This window comes from Bacteroides eggerthii, assembly GCF_025146565.1.
GTDB classification, from domain to species: Bacteria; Bacteroidota; Bacteroidia; order Bacteroidales; family Bacteroidaceae; genus Bacteroides; species Bacteroides eggerthii.
This window is the reverse complement of sequence record NZ_CP102258.1, coordinates 4098545-4115676: the sequence shown is the minus strand read 5'-3', so window position 1 is coordinate 4115676 and position 17132 is coordinate 4098545. Positions and strand designations below refer to the sequence as shown.

Here is a 17132-nt window from a genome sequence, read left to right as displayed (position 1 = left end):
GAAATGAAGAAACTATATTTTATAATAACTTTATTGTTCACCGTTCTTCTGGCTTCGTGCAGCCAGGAAGAGCCGGTGAACGGTGAGACTGACAACAGCCGGGTGAGCATTTCCGCCGAACTTCCCGGGGATATTGCAGCAACACGTGCACAGATAACTATTCCTACTACTCATAAACTGCGTTGCATCATTGAGGTGTGGACAAAGAGCGATAGTCCTTTCTTGAAATATCGTGAGGAGATTGCGGTGGCAGCGGGCACTGTCCCTACATTCGACTTTCCATTACGGCCGGGTGATTACACCTGTCTGATGTGGGCGGACTTTATAGCTGCGGATGCGGCTGTTTCCGAGGTGACCTCTGTGGATGGTGTGATTTATACCCATTTTGAGGATACCTACTACGATACTTCCAACTTGCATCAGCTCACCGTCAAAGACGAGTTTGCCTCCAATTTGTTCGATACCGACCTTTGCGACGGCTTCTATGCCAAGCTGGAAGTGAAAAAGAATGCTACTGCGGTGAATGAGTCCATGAAGCTGACGCGTCCGTTTGCTAAGTTGATTGTGCAAGAAACCGATGCGGAAAAATTTGCTACACTCACAGGATTGACCGTCAGCTTCGAAATGCCTAAAACATTCAGTGTAGCTACGGGAGAACCGGGAGCGGAAATGCTTACGGCGGTGTATGACAAGAACTTTGCTTCTGCGGAAGATGCTCCTCAAATATTATATACCGGATATGTCTTCACTCCTTCCACAGGACTTTCCTTGGGTAGCTCTATCCTTACGTTTACGACAGCTGCCGGTAAATCGACTCGTGAAATACCGGGAGAAAGCATTGAGTTGAAACGTAATCAACAAATGACTGCCGGTGGTAAGCTGATGGGTGACGGGGCATTAGATCCCGGTACAGATCCGGATCCTGAACCGAGCAAAGACCCGCAAGTAGGAGACTATTTCTTCATAGACGGTACGTGGAGCAGTGAACTGACGGAAGAGAATAAAGCGAATTGTGTCGGTATTGTATATGCGGTAGGAGCACAAGGGGGCGATGACATCAGTCTGTACGGTGATGCGTTCCAAGGCAAGAGCATTAAGGGATATGTGATGGCGTTGAAGAATGTTGTAGTGGCGAATGATGAAAGAGAAGATGGTGTACGTGATATAAGCGGACGTCCATATTTATACAGGCATAGTAGTAAAAAAATAGATCCAGGTGTCACGCTTTTTACTGGCGTAGAACCGGATAAAAAGAACTTTACGGGTTATTCAAAGACGAAGGAATTATTGGAATCCTCACAATTTACCGGACATGCTATTGACTGGAGTTATCCTGTTTTGCAAGTGTTGTCTACTTGGAAAAAGAATACGGCTAAGAAACCTCAGAACGTAAGTGAGTGGTATATTCCTTCTGTGGCTCAGTTGTATGCAGCTGCAGGCGGTTGCTATGGAGTTGAATCAAAAAGTGGATATCCGGCTGTAACGAAAGTCGATGCTTTGAATACAGCATTTGCCAATGCAATAGACATGAAAGTTGCAGAAGTATTTACCGGAAACGCTAATAAAGGATATTATGTATATACGAGTTGTTTGAATAATGATGCCGGTCCTTGTTTTGTTCAGATTAATAAATCCGGTAGTGAGATTGCTCCCAAAGAACATCCTGTAAATGGTGCTCAAGGTGTTATTCGTCCTTTCTTGACAATCATAAAATAACCCCTAATTAAAACTTATATGAATATGAAAAAGAATATATTAGGATTACTACTGATAATCTGCTGCATGGGTTTGTTCACCTCGTGCAGTGACGATGATAACAACGGCATTGATGCCGGGCAGATGCATGTATCCGCTGTTCTCCCTGCAAGCATCACTGCCGGTGGTTCAGAGGACATTGTCGGGCACAAACTGCGTTGCATCCTCGAACTTTGGACAAAAGGCGAAGTTTCACAACCGGCTTATCGTAATGAAGTAGTCGTAGAGCCTTCTGCCGAAACTGCCGCTATTTCGTTCGATTTGGCTGTGGATGCCGGTACGTACGATTGCCTGATGTGGGTGGACTACGTTGACGGAACAGTTGCCGCTACCGGCCGTTCCGAAGATGAAGCAATCCGTTATGCAGATAAGTATTACGACACTTCCGATTTGAGAAACGTTGCCATAAAAGAGATGAGTAGCTTGATTAACAACGAAGCTGCCGATGCTTTCTATTATAGCGGTGAGGTTTCAAAGAAATCAGGTGAGGCGTTGGTGTTGCAACCCCAAATGGTGCGTCCTTTTGCCAAGGTGAGTGTCTTGGAAAAGAACCTGAGAGAATTTAAACTGCTTTGGGCATTGTCCGGTTCCTATAATGCGACATCAAAGTTCAACGTCAGCACCGGCAAGGCTGTAGACGGCGAGATGGTGACTGTCGACTTCTCCATTCCGAAATTCAACTGGGAAGCTACCCCCGACGGTACTCTCTTCTCTGCCTATATCTTTGCTAATGAAGAAAGTGAAGACATGGGAGAAATCAAACTGAACTTTACCACCAAACAAGGACAGCAGAATGTAACAGTACCGGCCGACCTCGTTCCATTGCTTCGCAACCAACACGTCAAGGTGAGCGGTAATATGATGAAAGAATCTCCGATAGAAGATACTGAATTTGACATTGTATTCGACATTGACGTAGAAGATTGGGAATCGGCTAATTCGGATATCACAACCAGACCTCTCGCCGCCAAAATAGGCGACTTTATCTATAAAGACGGTACATTTGGAAACGAATATAATGAGAAAGCCATCGGTGTTATATTTGCATTGAAGGAGAACTTTACGGACAATAGTGACTACGGGACTGCCTTCGAAGGCAAGAAAATAGCAGGCTATGCCATGGCATTGGAAGGTACTGATCGTATTTACATAGGCCCCTCCAAAGATGGTGGTTTCACTGACGGGACTGATATTACAACCTTAGCGACAACAGAAACCTATAATGCCGACTACACTATTAGGACGTACAATGGATATGAGTACAGTAAGGCATTTAATGCTATTTTTGATAATACTGAGCAATCTTTGTTATTCAAACAATACAAGGGCTTGCGAGCAAAGTATAACCATACAGCTACAAATCTTAGTGACTGGTACATACCTTCCGCACACCAGATGTACGATATTTGTGCCCGGATTTATGGCATCTCTCCTGAAAAGAATGGACCACTCGATGAATCAACGAAAAATGCAACGCTAAGAGCAGCCTATGATGTTGCGGTAAGTAGTATAGGTACACCTCAGGCTAAGTTAATCGGTAATGCTACCAGATCCACTTGGATAATGACAAGTTCGTTTGATAAGACACAATCAAAACTATCTACCTTGCTTGTAGATAACAATTTTAAATTTATCAATTCGGCAACTACCGGTAGCTGGGCTCTTAATTCTCAATATGTTCTTCGTCCAGTTCTCACCATCTTTGAAGGCGAGTAAATACGCGGAATACTAACTTAACACATTTGTCTATTGACGGACGGTATGGTTCATAACACCTTGAGCTATACCGTCTGTTCTGTTTCTTGATGAAGTCAGTGTGAAATCCTTTCTGTCAGCCCGCCGAACCACTTGTTTTCGATATTTTCTCATCACTCGTCACACCGCCTGTTAACTCTCTAAGAGTAAGCCGACTATAGCGTGATGACAACCAAATAATGCGTGACGACAAAACTTTTGTCATCACGCATTATCACTTTTTGCACAGGGGCAGAACCTTGTTTTATCCAATACGTTTTCTGTTTTTAAACCATGTAAAACCTTGCTAAACTATAAGTTAAACTTCGTTTTCCAACTGCGGGCTGTACGGTTTCCGGTTGCGGGCCGAACAGCCCACAGTTGGAAACCGTACAGCCCGCAACTGAAAAACGAGGCTTAACTAAGTGTATAAAGACAAAATCTATAAGGGAATGAAAGATTTTGTTTGATGTTTCGGCTGATTTCTCTTGTTGGATTGTGGAGCTTTCCTCAGGCCTTCTTTATAATCTTCCTGCTTTTTTCCGGAAACCTCCAGTGAAAGTATGGTGAACTTGAAAGTCAGTGAATAGCACATGGTTCTGTAACAGTCTCAATCCGAAATGTCCGTCGCCTTCGTTGCGTTTGATAGAGAGGCGGAATAGTTCTTCTCCATTGATGCGGTAGGTTGTGATTCCTTTCTGCACCCGGATTTGGATGTGATACCATTGGTTGGGGAACAGCAGGTGAGCGGGATCTGTATATTCCTTGATTACAGGCCTTGCTATTGAATCGTTCAAAGAAGGGCCTCCGCCGTAGTATTGACGGAAACGGGTGGTGGAGTTATGGTTTCCTCCATATCCCACGTAAAACAGCTTTAAGGATTTGTAGTGTTGGAAGATGCCTTTTCTCCATGCTGCCTGTGCATGCAGGTTCTCAGGATGCTCCGGGTCGTTGGCACCCCAGAAACAGTTCAGGTCACTTAAGCGGTCGTACTTCCCGCCCTGCATCAGCATCTTTATGCGGTAACTGATTTCATAGTCGCCTGTCAGACGTTTGTTATACCATAGCGTAAGGCCTTTGGGAGCCGTTATGTCCAGTGTGTCACCGGATACCATTATCTGCATTTCGCCGGAATGGTCCTCGATGGCCCAGTTTTTCAAGATGACTTGGGCCTGCATGATGAAGGGGAAAAGTAGGAATAAGCTTCCTGCAAGAATTCTGTAAATGAGTTGTCGGTTCATGGAAATAGTTGTTAAACAGTTTTTCTTTTAAAGGCAAAAGTAGCCAATCGGCATGAATAAGAGAAATTGAGAAAAGAAAAAGGCTGAACTTTTGCAAATCCAGCCTTTCCCCAACCTTGTTAATCCAAATAAAACCCTTTTTTACCTTAAAATTAAATGTCTGTTTTGTTTATAAGTTATTACTGATGTCTGTCCATGTATCTTTTCATTGCTTCCAGATAGTAGTAGTCAGCATAATTCAGCGGTACATCTATCTCGGAACCATGCGGCAGTGAGCCTGTGGAGTGCATCAGCACATAACCCTGGTTGCTGCCTTTGGCAGACAGATAACCGGGACCGGAAAGACTTTTCAATATAGTCTCGGCATAGTCGGCATATTTCTTGCCGTCGGGCACGAACGTGCTGAGTTCTAAGAATGCGGATGCCGTAATGGCTGCGGCCGATGCGTCGCGTGGCGTTTTTTCGCCTGCCGGAGCGTCATAATCCCAGTAGGGGATAAGGTCGTCGGTTTTTACGCGTTCCATGATCATGTCTGCAATGTGAACGGCTTCTTGCAAGAAAACCACGTCCTGGGTTTCACGATAGCAAGAGGTGTAGCCGTACACTCCCCATGCCTGTCCGCGCGACCATGCCGACTCGGCATTTTTGCCTTGATGCGTCTGTTTGACTTCTACACTTCCGTCATTGTTGTAGCTCACCACATGATAGGAGGTGTAGTCGGGACGGAAATGGTTTTTCATGGTGGTCTGTGCATGCTTTACGGCTATGTCTTTGTATTTGTTGTCTCCTGTCAGCTTGGAAACGTTGAACAGCAGGTCCAGATTCATCATATTGTCAATGATGACCGGGAAGTTCCATTCGCCGAAATCCCATGAACGGATGCAACCTATTTCCGGATTGAAACGGGAACATAAATTATCCGCGGTTTCTATAAGTACCGCTTTTATGGTGTCGTTCGGGGCAAGGCGAAGCGCGTTGCCGTAGCTGCAATTCATCATGAAGCCTATATCGTGCGTGCCTTTCAGCTCACGTATGGGGTTCAGCAGGTTGGTGTACTCGATGGCGCGGTTCTTCAACTCCTCATCGCCGGTCATTTCGTAAGCATACCAAAGGCTGCCGGGAAAGAAACCGCTGGTCCAGTCGTAAATGCTGCAAAGATATCTTTGGCCCAGTTGCAAAGCCGGTGGATTGGGATGCAGAGAGTCTATATATGATTTGTCTTCACGTTGCAGTTGCGTGTCAAGGAAATTCACGTCATAACCGGAATATATGGAGCGTGGCAGCTTGCCTGTTCCGGAAAGTTCTTCAGCGGTCAGTTTCAATTGGTAGGAAGCGGCGTCGAGCGCGTTGCTCATCCATGCCTCTTGGGGGGCCGGGGTGTTTTTACAACCGGTCAGGCCGATGAGCAGGGCGGTTGCAAATAACAAGGAGTTTCTTTTCATATTTATTGAATATTAGTGATTATTGTTCGTATGCAAAAATACGGATATTCGGTAAATATCTTGTATAAGGTTGTTGAAAGGAACTTCGGAAGGGTCCAAAGACGTCTCACTTTTGTCGCATATAGTTTTAATTTTGTGTTTTATCGGACAGAAGTATCATGGCAACCCGAAAAAGTTCCCTCCTTTGCCTTCAACCGGGCCTATCGGGGATGCTTCGGCAGCTTGGGACGTGATGGTCACCGTTTCGCCTTTTCGTATATCCAATGCGTACACACCTTTGCCTTGGGGAACCAGCATGGCATTGCCGATTTTGACAACAGGATTTTCCATATCCGTCTGTAAGATGCAGGGCTCTCCCGCGAGGCTTTTAATCCGTATGTCTGTTGTTTTCCCTCCTTTGCGGATGGCGGAAACGAGGAAAGCGCCTTCTGCCCGCAGGTCTTGGAACCGGACGTCCTGCCATTGGGAGGGGACGGCGGGGAATACGCGTATTTTCTTTCCCCAGCTCTGCAACAGCATCTCGTGGACACATTGTGCGCCTGATAGGGGCGTTTCGATAACGGGACCGCTTTCCATATACATTGTGTTGGGACGCAGGGTGAGGGCAAACAGGCCGTTTAATTTTTCCAATGCCTTGTTTCCTTCACCGAAAGCGGCGTACAATAAGGATGCACCCGTATAGGAAAATCCGAGGATATTGTCGGGCAGGCTGTGCCAGTGTTCCACCGACTTCTCCAGCAATTCTTTGCTGCCTTCCTGCTCCGCGTTCAGGAGATGGAGCGGATAGAACATCAGCAGGTGTGAGAAGTGGCGGTGCGAACGGTTGTAGGGGACATCTTTTCCTATCATCATGCCATCCTCGTTTTGGGGATAGTCGGTCAGTTTGTCGGCGATGTGCTGCCATGTGGGGCGTAGTTCGTCGTTGATGGACAGAATGCGGCAAGCCTCAAGCAGAGTCAGGCATCCCCAGCGGAGCAGTGCAAGGTCGTAGTTGCAGTCTTTGGCGTTTCCGTATTCCGGAGAGTAGGTCTCTTTCAGGTGCAGTATGCCTTGCCCGTCTTCTTCGAGGAAAGGAAGATAGAAGTTGATGGCACGTCTTAGAGTGGGGTAGACCGTATTTCGCAGGATGCTCTCGTCCATGCTGTAACGGTATTGTAACCAGAGGTTGTGGCATAACCATGGGAGGTTGCCCACTTGGGCGAACGGTTTGCTGCCGGGCACGCGCACATCTACTCCCACCAAGTTGAAGTCGGTGGCTACGGGCAGTGCGGCGGCATCTTTCCGGTAGGCTTCTGGCACATTGTTTATTAAGTTTTCAAAGTTGTTGTTTATCGCATCCACCACCGGCATGCCCAGTTCCAGCCGGTTGGAGGCATAGACGGGCCAGTAACTTAGTTGCACGTTCAGGTTCCACCAGGTGTTGGGCCATGGCGTCAGCACTTGCCAGGGGCCGCTGTTGTCCAGCAGTCCGCCGCCGACGCGTGTTGCGGATGCCAGCTTGTACATTTGCGCCCAATAGAAGTTTTCTATCTTTTTGTCGGGCAGGCTTATGAAGCTTTGGGGGTAATAATTGTGCCACCAGTCCCGGTGTGCTTGCCGGAGGAGGGATATATCCGCCGTTTGCAGGTTTGCCAATGCGGTCTCCGCCTTTTTCAGGGCGTCGGTCTCAGGAAAGGAGTGTGCGTTGCTGATGACAAGGACGCTTTTATTGCCTTTCCTTATTTCTTTCCAGACGGTGGCGGTACCTCCACCTGCCAGCAACGGTTGCCAGCAGTAGTTCAGCCCGTTGCGTTCGTACAGTTGTGATGCGGGGTTGGATATATAGTCTTTCTTGAAGTGGTTCTTGCTTTTTTTCAGTATGGCGTTCAGCTGTCTGGGCGAATCGGTGCTTTCCGGATAGAACCGCCAGGTAAAACCTCTCTCGCCTTCCGTCGCTTCCGTTTCGACAATGATGTAGGGGCTTTCGGAGGTGACGCAGGCCCTTAGCTTTATTTCCCCCGATGTGGTGCGGATGCATCCCCGGGTTTCGGCATCCCATAGGTCGAGCCGCATGGTTCCGGAAGTGATTTCACCTACGGGGTGGAGGAGGAAGTAGCCTATGAGCAGGCGGCTTCTTCCATAGATGCCTTTGTCGTCTTCGCGGTGATCGTGTACCATACTGTTGTTTACGTCCACCCGTATTGCGTTCTTTTCCGGTTCTTTGCAGATGTATGTTCCCATACTTCCGTTTCCCATAAAGGGGGCTTCGTACCATGTCTGAGGCAGACGGTTCCATATCATGTCCTGTCCGGACATAAACGTTTTCCAATCGATTTGGCAATAGCAACAAACAGCTGTACACCATATCACAATAGAGAATAATAGGGCTCTTTTCATGTATTAATTAAGTTTTGTAATTTGTTGTATGTTTCTTTATAGTCTATATTTATCTCTTCTGACAAAGGTAATCAAACTATTTATAAAGACGGGATTGATACTGTTGAAAGGATTTGTATCATTAACTTTGTGTTGTTTTAAGAGGGTATGTCAAAACCCTGACAATCATATCATTAGCTTCGCTCAAAATATCTTTTATTTCTTATAGTCTGTCATGCAGAACGTAGTGAAGCATCTCTTCTCCTACTCACACAGAGAGTAGATTCTTCGCTTCGCTCTGAATGACAGAGTAAAATGATAGTTAATGTTAGTTTTGACACGCCATCTTAATGAGTGTCATTATTTCCGTCTATGATGTCATAATTGTTCTTGTTCATAGGCTTGATTGGATAACGTGGCAGTATACAGTCAAATGTCAATTCAATTACTGATGCGATATTATCAGGAGCTTTTGAAGGCACATTGATATAAATTCCATCATGTGTATTTTCAAAATTCAGAATCTGCCCATTGTGTAGCAAGCGTGCGGAAGAAGCAGTTTGATACAAACGAAACAGTAATTCCCCGTCTTCAGGCCATTCGATAACATGAAGATAAACGTGAGTCTTATTTGCAATGACTTTTTGTGTACAATACCCGAAATCGGGCTTCTTTACCTTGCAACGTTCTGTTCCGTAAATAGAGTTTCCGTATTTTTTCATCCATTTTCCTATTGTATCCAGGCGTTGAATGTTCCCTTCCGGAATGGAACCATCAGGAGCGGGACCTATATTCAACAGGAAGTTACCTCCTTTGGATACAATATCAATTAGATTGGTTATTAAAGTCTGAGGAGATTTCCATACAACTCCCCTGCATTGGTATCCCCAACTGTTGTTCAACGTCATGCAAGTTTCCCAATCCGTACCGTCCAATTGTTTTTCTGTCGGTATTGCCTGTTCCGGAGTTTTATAATCTCCCGTAATGTCTTCTTCATTTCTCACCAGTCTGTCATTGGTTATGATATGAGGATACTTCTTTATCACCTCATTTATTTTTCTTGCGAGAGTGGGTGGACCACTAGGAGTGTCCCACCAAATAACAGCGACATCACCGTAATTCTTGAGTAACTCTTTTATTTGGGGGATAGCTACACTATCTGTATATTCTTCCATTGTACGTGCTTGTTGTACCGGGTCCCAACTGCCGTTATGAGCCGCAGTATAAGCATCAATCTTTTCCGCATCAGGGTTTGGCCAGCCTTGTTCCATAGGTCTTCTGTGTGTAGCCCCCCCGGGATTATTCCAGTCTTGCGCCTGCGAGTAATAAAAACCTAATTTCATTTTATGTTTCCGGCAGGCTTTTGCCAATCCGTCCAATACATCTTTACCATAGGGAGTGAAATCTACTATGTTATAATTGCTTGCATTACTTTTAAACATAGCAAATCCGTCATGGTGTTTTGCAGTTATGATTATGTATTTCATTCCCGCATTTTTTGCTAATAGTACCCATTCTTCCGGATTGTATTTGATGGGATTGAAGGTTTTGGTCATTTCCTGATATTCTTTTACGGGAATTTTGCAACGGTTCATCATCCATGCCGGTCCACCTACTCGTGACAAATATCCATGATAGTCACCTCCCCACACAGCGTAAGGCCCCCAGTGTATGAACATACCGAAGCGTGCTTCACGCCACCATGCCATCTTTTTGTCTTGTTCACTTTGTTGTGCAAATGAATTAAAACTAAAAAGAAGGAATAAAAAAATAATTTTCAATTTACTTTTCATATCATATTATCTAGTGATTAGAACTGTTTTACCATTTCCCCATTGTCTGTACTCTTTGGTCACTCATTTCTTGGGTTTCCCATTTTCCATTGACACTGTCGAACAGGACAGAAGCGCCTTTTTCTTTACATGAATAAGTCTTTCCATATATGCCGGGTGAACCGACTGCCGGAGTGACGACCAAATATCGGTCGTCACTGTCACAACGCTTCTCATAACTTATTAACTTTCACATTTATAGTAGGTTGACTATAAAAGTGATGAGTGATGAGAAAAAACTCATTATTGCATAGTGACTTTAAAGGCATAAGCATATTCTCCTACCGGGGCAGCCGGTGTAGTGATATACAATCCGCTTTCATCCTGTGTCCATTTAACTTTCTCTCCGGATGCAAGGAACGAAATGGATTGGATGTTTTTTAGCTCTTGATTGTTCAGCTTTTGTACTTTGAGGGTTTCACCGTTTCCCGGCCAGTCCAAAGTGAAGATGTATATTACATTCTTTTTGGTGGTGAAACGTATGTCCTTTGCAGTGAATTTGTACAGGTAGTCCGCATACTGCTTCTTGCCGCTTGCGACATTCATATTGAATGTGCCTTCGCCATATACTTTGAAGGGACGGGTATCGTAAATAGCTTCACCGTTTAATTTCAACCAGTTGCCTATTTTCACCAGTTCATCCCGAAATGTTTCGGGCAGGCTGCCGTCAGCGCGGAGACCTACATTGAGCATCATATTGCCGTTTTTGCTGACAATATCCACAAGGTTGTCCACAATCTGTCCTGCCGTCATGCGCAGTTGGTCTTTTGTCTTTCCCTGTATGACAGAACCCATACCGGCATCTCCACCCTCTTTATTGATGTTCAGCGAGTTTCCCATGTAGAACCAGCCGGGATTGACGGTAGTATCCACTAAAAACGGATTTTTCTGCAAATCGTCTTCGCCGGAACATTCGCGGTCGAGCGTATATCCTTTCCTTATTCTTTTGATGGTGAGTACGCCATTCTGCACTCCTTTGCGTGAGAGATTCTTATTGTAGAAATGCGCTGCCAGTTGCTGACCGTAGATGCCGTTGGGCAACGGACCGTCAAAATAGAGTAGTTCGGGTTCATATTTATCTATCAACTCTTTGGTTCTGAGATACCATGACTGGGCGAATTCGGGTTCCAGCCGCATGATGCGGTCGGGGGTGCGTTTGCCGTATAGACCTTCGTAGGCCGGGTCCATGTAGTCATAAGGTATGCCGGCATAGGGGCCTTCGGGATCGGCATTGGTGCCTTGATAGAACATATGCTCATGGCAGTAGTTGCTAAGGTGAGAGGAAATGGCAAAATGGACTCCTACTTTTTTGCATGCTTTCTGCCATGCGCCCACGATGTCTAGTTTAGGACCCATGTTTACGGAGTTCCAGGGTTGGTGGCTTGAGTCGTACAAGTCGAAATTATCATGGTGAACGGCCATAACCCCGATAAACTTTGCGCCTATTTCCTTATAGAAGGCAGCCAATGAGTCGGCATTGAACTTATCGGCTTTCCACATCGGTATGAAGTCTTTATAACCGAATTTGGACGGGTGTCCGTAGGTTTTCAGATGATGCTGGTACACTTTAGGCGCATGCGCCCTGTAACCTAATATCGGATATTTGCGCAGGCAGGAATCCGGTTCCTGATACCAGTACATCCACCTGCCGTAATGACCGTCGTGCCCCGGGACGGAGTTGACTCCCCAATGCATGTAGATGCCGAATTTGGCATTACGAAACCATTCGGGGCATTGGTAATGTGCCGCTATGGATTCATCGGTAGGTTCGATTGGGCCTGATGCGATGTCAAAGTTGAAAGTTGCTGCGCTTGGATTTATCAGGGCGTCCTGGCCGAAGTCCTCCTGCTGGGCTTGTACGGTAAGAGTGGTACATGAGAAGATGAATAGTAGTGCTTTGATGTTCATGATAGATATTTTGCTTTACAAGTGGAACAGTACTGAAAGAGGATAGGTTATTATACTATCTTTATTTGATTGCATAATAAGATATCCTCTTTTAGGTTGGATTATTTAGAATTATTTATACCGGGCAGTATCCCACCATACGCGAACTGACAATCCGTCTCCCTGGCCGCCGTTCAGGGTTGGATCTGTTGCGTACTCTTTGTTATTGCTCAATTCATTGTCCACGTAACGCAGTTTTTTGATAAACTCACCGTTTTTCGGATTAATTGTGGGCTCAAGGCTTTGCTTCACCGGGTTCAGCTTCGGATAACCGGTGCGGCGGAACTCTGCCCACGCTTCTTCCGAATTGGGATAGATTCCTATCCATTTTTGGGTGATGATTTTTTCCAGTTTGGCTTCGAAGCTGTCAGCATTGTTCCAGGCTACATTGCCTTCACTTATGTATTTGTCATCATTACTTTTGGAGTAGGAATCCTTAGGAGCGTTGGCTCTCATTTCCTCGAATGAGGCGCGAATACCGTTTTCATAGTTCGTTTTGGCATCGCCTGCTCCTTGCCAGCCGCGCAAAGCAGCTTCGGCTTTCAGGAAGCACACTTCCGAGTAATTCATCAGTCCCAGCGGAGTGAAGTCTGCGTCGGTTTTGGGCTTTGAGATGTTATCGCCTTTTTCGGCAGAGTTCCAGTCATATCCCCACATATATCCCCAAATACAGGAGTTGTGGTTGTTATCATATTCGGGCAGTGAAAGTTCGGTAACGGGCAGCCCGTTAGGAACTCCTTTCCACTCTTCAGCGCCGTCTTTCCCTTGTACCCATGCTTGGCTTTTCGACAGGATTAAAGTGAGGCGCGGGTCAGGTACTGAACCATAGCCTTGTAATATATCTACCATTGTTTTGCTGGCTCTGGCTTCATCTACCACCAAGCTGCGGAGCAATGGGTTTGCCCAAACATTGGGTTGGGGAGGCGTTACTCCTGCGTTATCGGCATTGGATGCCAAAAGCATTTCTTTCAAGGCAAGTTCTCCTTCTGCTTTTGCCTTTTCCGGATCGATAAAAGAAAGACGTATAGCAGCACGCAGGCGCAATGAATTAGCAAGCTTTATCCACTTGTCTACGTCACCTTGATAGATCAAATCTTCGGTGGAATATTTCAATTGATTGCTCTTTTGCTGTTTTAGTTCGTCAACCGCTTCAGTCAGTTCCTTGAACACGTCGTAATAGATGTCTTTCTGGCTGTCGTATGGAATCAGTGTTTCACCTCTTCCTGCTTTGAAATAAGGAATATCGCCGAATGTGTCGGTCATACGTATGGTGCTGATAGCTAAATTTATGCGCATAATCTGATACATGTCGTCGTATTCCGGATGATTTTCCAGAGTAGGTTCTATTTCCCGGATTCTCTTTACCATTTGTCGATAGTAGGGAGTCCATAGTCCACGTTCTGCCCATGAGGTATTATAGACATAATTGCCTGATGTAAAAGAAGAACTTGTATTGGACATGTATTGGCAATACAGGAATGAATAGAGCAAGGCTGCTCTTTGATAGTCTCCGTATACTATGTGGAAACCATGATATTGCATATTGGGCAATGATAAATCGGGAGATATTTCATTAACGGCCAATGGATCCCTGTTCATATCTTCGAATCCATTTGTACAACTGCTGATGACGGCTGCAGAAAATAGTGCGATTAGAATTTTATGTAATTTCATAATGATGTCTTTTTTAGAATTTTACATTAAGCGAGAAACCGATAGTTCTTGTTGACGGAAGAGCTGCAAGCTCGAATGCTTGGAATACATCTTGGCTGTTTTGTGCAAACTCTGCATTTACGGGAGCAGCTTTATAGATGTTGAACAGGTCGCGTCCTACAACAGATACTTTAACATTGGTTATCGGAGTGTTCCTGAACCAGACTTGTGGCAGGGTATAGCCGATAGAAAGTTCACGTAGTTTCACATAAGTGGCATCGTGCAGGAATTCTTCTCCTACCGGATAAGTACCGGCTATGGTGGCGTAATATTCTTGAGCGGTTATTTGTTTGGTATTTTCTTGTCCGGTTGATTCTACGATACCGTTTACTACCATACCGTCGCGTCCATTCAGTGTCCGTTTGGAGTTTCCAGCTCCGGTGGCGTAGGCATCGGTCATGGAAAGGAATTGTCCACCATATCTGACATCAATCAAGGCATTAAGCACAATGTTTTTCCAGCTGAGGGTAGTTCCGAAAGAACCTGTCCACTCGGGCATCATATTGCCGATGACCTTTTCTGATTTTGTGTCGATAAGAGGGAGACCGTCATCGCTTACCAGAATCCGTCCTTCTTTGTTTCTCTTATAGGCAGTGGATACAATGTCACCGAATTTGCCGCCTTCGTCAATGACTACTTTCCCTACTCGTACATTGGTCGTGAGTGGAAATACATAGCGTTTGTTCTTTTCATCCAGTTCCACATTGCGCGTGGTATTCTTACCCCAGTTCAGAGTTACGTCCAAACGCCAATCTTTAGTCTGGATGGGAGTACCGGTAATCATCAATTCAACACCCTTGCTTTCCATCTTTCCGGCATTGATTTTTTTGCTGGCATATCCGGAAGAACCGGGAACTGTCATGGATAGAATCTGATCGGTAGTTATAGACTTATAGTAGGTGAAATCAATACCTAAACGATTGCTGAACATGCGGTAGTCCACACCCAGCTCCCATGATACAGTCTTTTCCGGCTTGAGGTCGGCAAGCGGGTAGGTGTTGGAACTGCTCCCTACCGTATGGTTGCCTAAGGCATCCAACGTATACACATTGTACAGTGAATAAGGGGATGTATCGTTACCTACCTGTGCGATAGAACCGCGTACTTTCAGGAAATATTCTTTAGGTAATTCGAATATATCTGATAAGATTCCGCTTAAACTGGCAGAGGGATAGAAATAAGACCAATTCGAAGAGGGTAAGGTAGATGACCAGTCGTTTCGCGCCGTAACATCAAGGAAGGCATATCCTTTGTACCCCAATGTAGCATTACCCAAGACTGAATTGATACGTTTTGAGGAGAAATCTTGTGTTGCTAACTTGCTTTCACCATTGCTCAATGCTACAAAGTTAGGGATAATGGCTTTGCCGCTTTCACCTGCCAGAGATTTGAACTTATTATAGTTTGTGGCGACACCGATATTGGCTGTTACGGAAAAATCCTTGAATCGCTTGTCGAAGTTCAGCATCAGGTCTGCATTGAACTCTTCTCTGGTGGTATTTGTGATTGTCATCAAGTCTTTAGGACTTTCGGCCTTTGAATGATAAGGCATGTAAGTTTCAACATTGTCTGACATCCGGTCCATGCCCACTCTTCCGGTTATTTTCAGGTAATCGGTGATGTTGCCCACTACGGTGACCTGCCCTTGGAAACGGTCTCTGTTCAATTCGTTCCCATTGCCTTTTTCTATGAATCCGTAAGGATTTCTATACTCGGTATCTTCGCCATGCCAGTTTACGACATAACCGTCAATGCCTACGGGATTCTGCAAATCTTGTAAACGGATGCTTCTCGGAATCCGGATAAGGTGTGACCATGTACTGGTATAGAATGTCTCGGGACGGTTCTTTACTTTCTCACGAAAATAGGCTACTTTACCGCCGATAGTCAAATACTTGTTTTTGATTTCCACATTCAGGTTATAATTCTGCTTGTTCATAGATTCATTGGGCAGAATACCTTGGTTACGCGTGTCGGTGAAAGAAAAACGGGCGTTCATCTTATCATTTCCACCGGTAGCGCTGACGGAGTTTGTATAGTTCAGGGCTGTACGGAAGAAATCATCGATTATATTTTTCTGGGGTAGCATGGCGTACTCTTTATAAGACTCATCCCCGTAGAATTCATTACGCCAATTGGGAATGATTTGTCCAGTCATTTTAGGTCCCCATGAACCGGTAGCTTCAAGCGCATATTGTCCATTGGTTCCTTGTCCGTATACATCTTGAAATTCATAAGAGTCATAGGCTTTGGTCATGGACACATAACCGTTGTATTCCAATTGCAGTTTTCCTTCCTTGCCCTTTTTCGTTGTAATAACGATTGCACCGCTTTGTGCTCTCGAACCGTATAGGGCTGCCGCGTTAGCTCCTTTCAAAACTGAAATACTTTCAATATCGTCAGGATTGATATCAGCAGCTCCCGAAGAATATGAAAACTGTGTATTGCTGTTCGAACTATCCAATACGGGAAGTCCGTCGACTACCCAAAGTGGAGAGTTATTACCGCTTAAAGAGTTAAGACCGCGGAGGACCACGCGGGTAGGACCACCTACACCGCTACCGGATTGTGAAATCTGAACACCTGCCACTTTACCCTGCAATAGGTTGGACACGCTGCTGGAACGGTTTTCAGAGAACACATCCGTTTTTACTTCTTGCATGGCATAGCCCAATGCTTTCTTTTCTCTCTTAATACCCAGTGCAGTTACTACTACTTCATCCAGCATTTCTGTGTCTTCTTTCAGATTGATGGTGAAAGAACTTTTTCCTTTTATCGATATCTCTTGTGTGACGTATCCTACGAAGGAAATGACCAGTGTTCCATCTTCCGGCGCATCAAAACTGAACTTTCCGTCCATATCGGTAATGGCGCCTATGGAAGTTCCTTTTATAGATACATTTGCACCGATGACCGGACCGAAATTGTCATTTACCACACCTGAGATTCTTTTGTTCTGTAAGATGCTTTCAACGGATTCCGTTTCTTTCATTAAAACAGGCTCATTTGCCGTTGCATAACTGTGGAAACAGCAAGCACCGGTCAATAACGAAAGCATTAGCATTCGTTTCATGTGTGTTTTCTTGTTCTTCATAATACTTTGGATTAATTAA

At 45.2% G+C, this 17132-nt stretch carries 9 protein-coding genes; 2 read left to right on the top strand and 7 right to left on the bottom strand.

Translation table 11 applies throughout. The features are described from left to right. Positions 1–3: 3 nt before the first annotated feature. Positions 4–1716 carry a DUF6562 domain-containing protein gene (locus NQ546_RS17050; RefSeq protein ID WP_004288528.1) on the top strand — a complete coding sequence of 571 codons (1713 nt, stop codon included), beginning with the start codon at positions 4–6 and terminating at the stop codon, positions 1714–1716. 24 nt (positions 1717–1740) lie between these two features. Then, complete coding sequence (locus NQ546_RS17045) at positions 1741–3471, top strand: DUF6562 domain-containing protein (RefSeq protein ID WP_147293912.1); 1731 nt, start codon at positions 1741–1743, stop codon at positions 3469–3471. Positions 3472–4010: 539 nt separating this feature from the next. Here the strand turns inward: NQ546_RS17045 and NQ546_RS17040 are convergent. The 7 genes from NQ546_RS17040 to NQ546_RS17010 form a co-directional block, all read right to left on the bottom strand. Further along, positions 4011–4730, bottom strand: coding sequence for a DUF6250 domain-containing protein (locus tag NQ546_RS17040; RefSeq protein WP_004288531.1), 720 nt, complete (start codon positions 4728–4730; stop codon positions 4011–4013). 179 nt (positions 4731–4909) lie between these two features. Continuing rightward, a complete protein-coding gene (locus tag NQ546_RS17035) occupies positions 4910–6172 on the bottom strand; it encodes a DUF4995 domain-containing protein (RefSeq protein WP_004288532.1) in 1263 nt (420 codons plus the stop codon). Positions 6173–6328: 156 nt separating this feature from the next. Then, positions 6329–8548, bottom strand: a complete 2220-nt coding sequence (locus NQ546_RS17030; RefSeq protein ID WP_172556407.1) for a glycosyl hydrolase family 95 catalytic domain-containing protein — start codon at positions 8546–8548, stop codon at positions 6329–6331. 326 nt (positions 8549–8874) lie between these two features. Then, positions 8875–10320: an alpha-L-fucosidase gene (locus NQ546_RS17025; RefSeq protein WP_004288534.1), complete on the bottom strand. Its 1446-nt coding sequence runs from the start codon at positions 10318–10320 to the stop codon at positions 8875–8877. Positions 10321–10602: 282 nt separating this feature from the next. Continuing rightward, positions 10603–12267 carry an alpha-L-fucosidase gene (locus NQ546_RS17020; RefSeq protein ID WP_004288536.1) on the bottom strand — a complete coding sequence of 555 codons (1665 nt, stop codon included), beginning with the start codon at positions 12265–12267 and terminating at the stop codon, positions 10603–10605. A gap of 111 nt (positions 12268–12378) precedes the next feature. Beyond that, a complete protein-coding gene (locus NQ546_RS17015) occupies positions 12379–13980 on the bottom strand; it encodes a SusD/RagB family nutrient-binding outer membrane lipoprotein (RefSeq protein WP_004288537.1) in 1602 nt (533 codons plus the stop codon). Positions 13981–13993: 13 nt separating this feature from the next. After that, positions 13994–17113, bottom strand: coding sequence for a SusC/RagA family TonB-linked outer membrane protein (locus NQ546_RS17010; protein ID WP_004288538.1), 3120 nt, complete (start codon positions 17111–17113; stop codon positions 13994–13996). Positions 17114–17132: the final 19 nt, after the last annotated feature.

Bases quoted from the DNA above. Each gene is read 5' to 3' on its own strand.
- NQ546_RS17010 (WP_004288538.1), bottom strand. From the start codon at position 17,113: ATGAAGAACAAGAAAACACACATGAAACGAATGCTAATGCTTTCGTTA.
- NQ546_RS17050 (WP_004288528.1), top strand. From the start codon at position 4: ATGAAGAAACTATATTTTATAATAACTTTATTGTTCACCGTTCTTCTG.
- NQ546_RS17030 (WP_172556407.1), bottom strand. From the start codon at position 8,548: ATGAAAAGAGCCCTATTATTCTCTATTGTGATATGGTGTACAGCTGTT.
- NQ546_RS17045 (WP_147293912.1), top strand. From the start codon at position 1,741: ATGAAAAAGAATATATTAGGATTACTACTGATAATCTGCTGCATGGGT.
- NQ546_RS17040 (WP_004288531.1), bottom strand. From the start codon at position 4,730: ATGAACCGACAACTCATTTACAGAATTCTTGCAGGAAGCTTATTCCTA.
- NQ546_RS17015 (WP_004288537.1), bottom strand. From the start codon at position 13,980: ATGAAATTACATAAAATTCTAATCGCACTATTTTCTGCAGCCGTCATC.
- NQ546_RS17035 (WP_004288532.1), bottom strand. From the start codon at position 6,172: ATGAAAAGAAACTCCTTGTTATTTGCAACCGCCCTGCTCATCGGCCTG.
- NQ546_RS17025 (WP_004288534.1), bottom strand. From the start codon at position 10,320: ATGAAAAGTAAATTGAAAATTATTTTTTTATTCCTTCTTTTTAGTTTT.
- NQ546_RS17020 (WP_004288536.1), bottom strand. From the start codon at position 12,267: ATGAACATCAAAGCACTACTATTCATCTTCTCATGTACCACTCTTACC.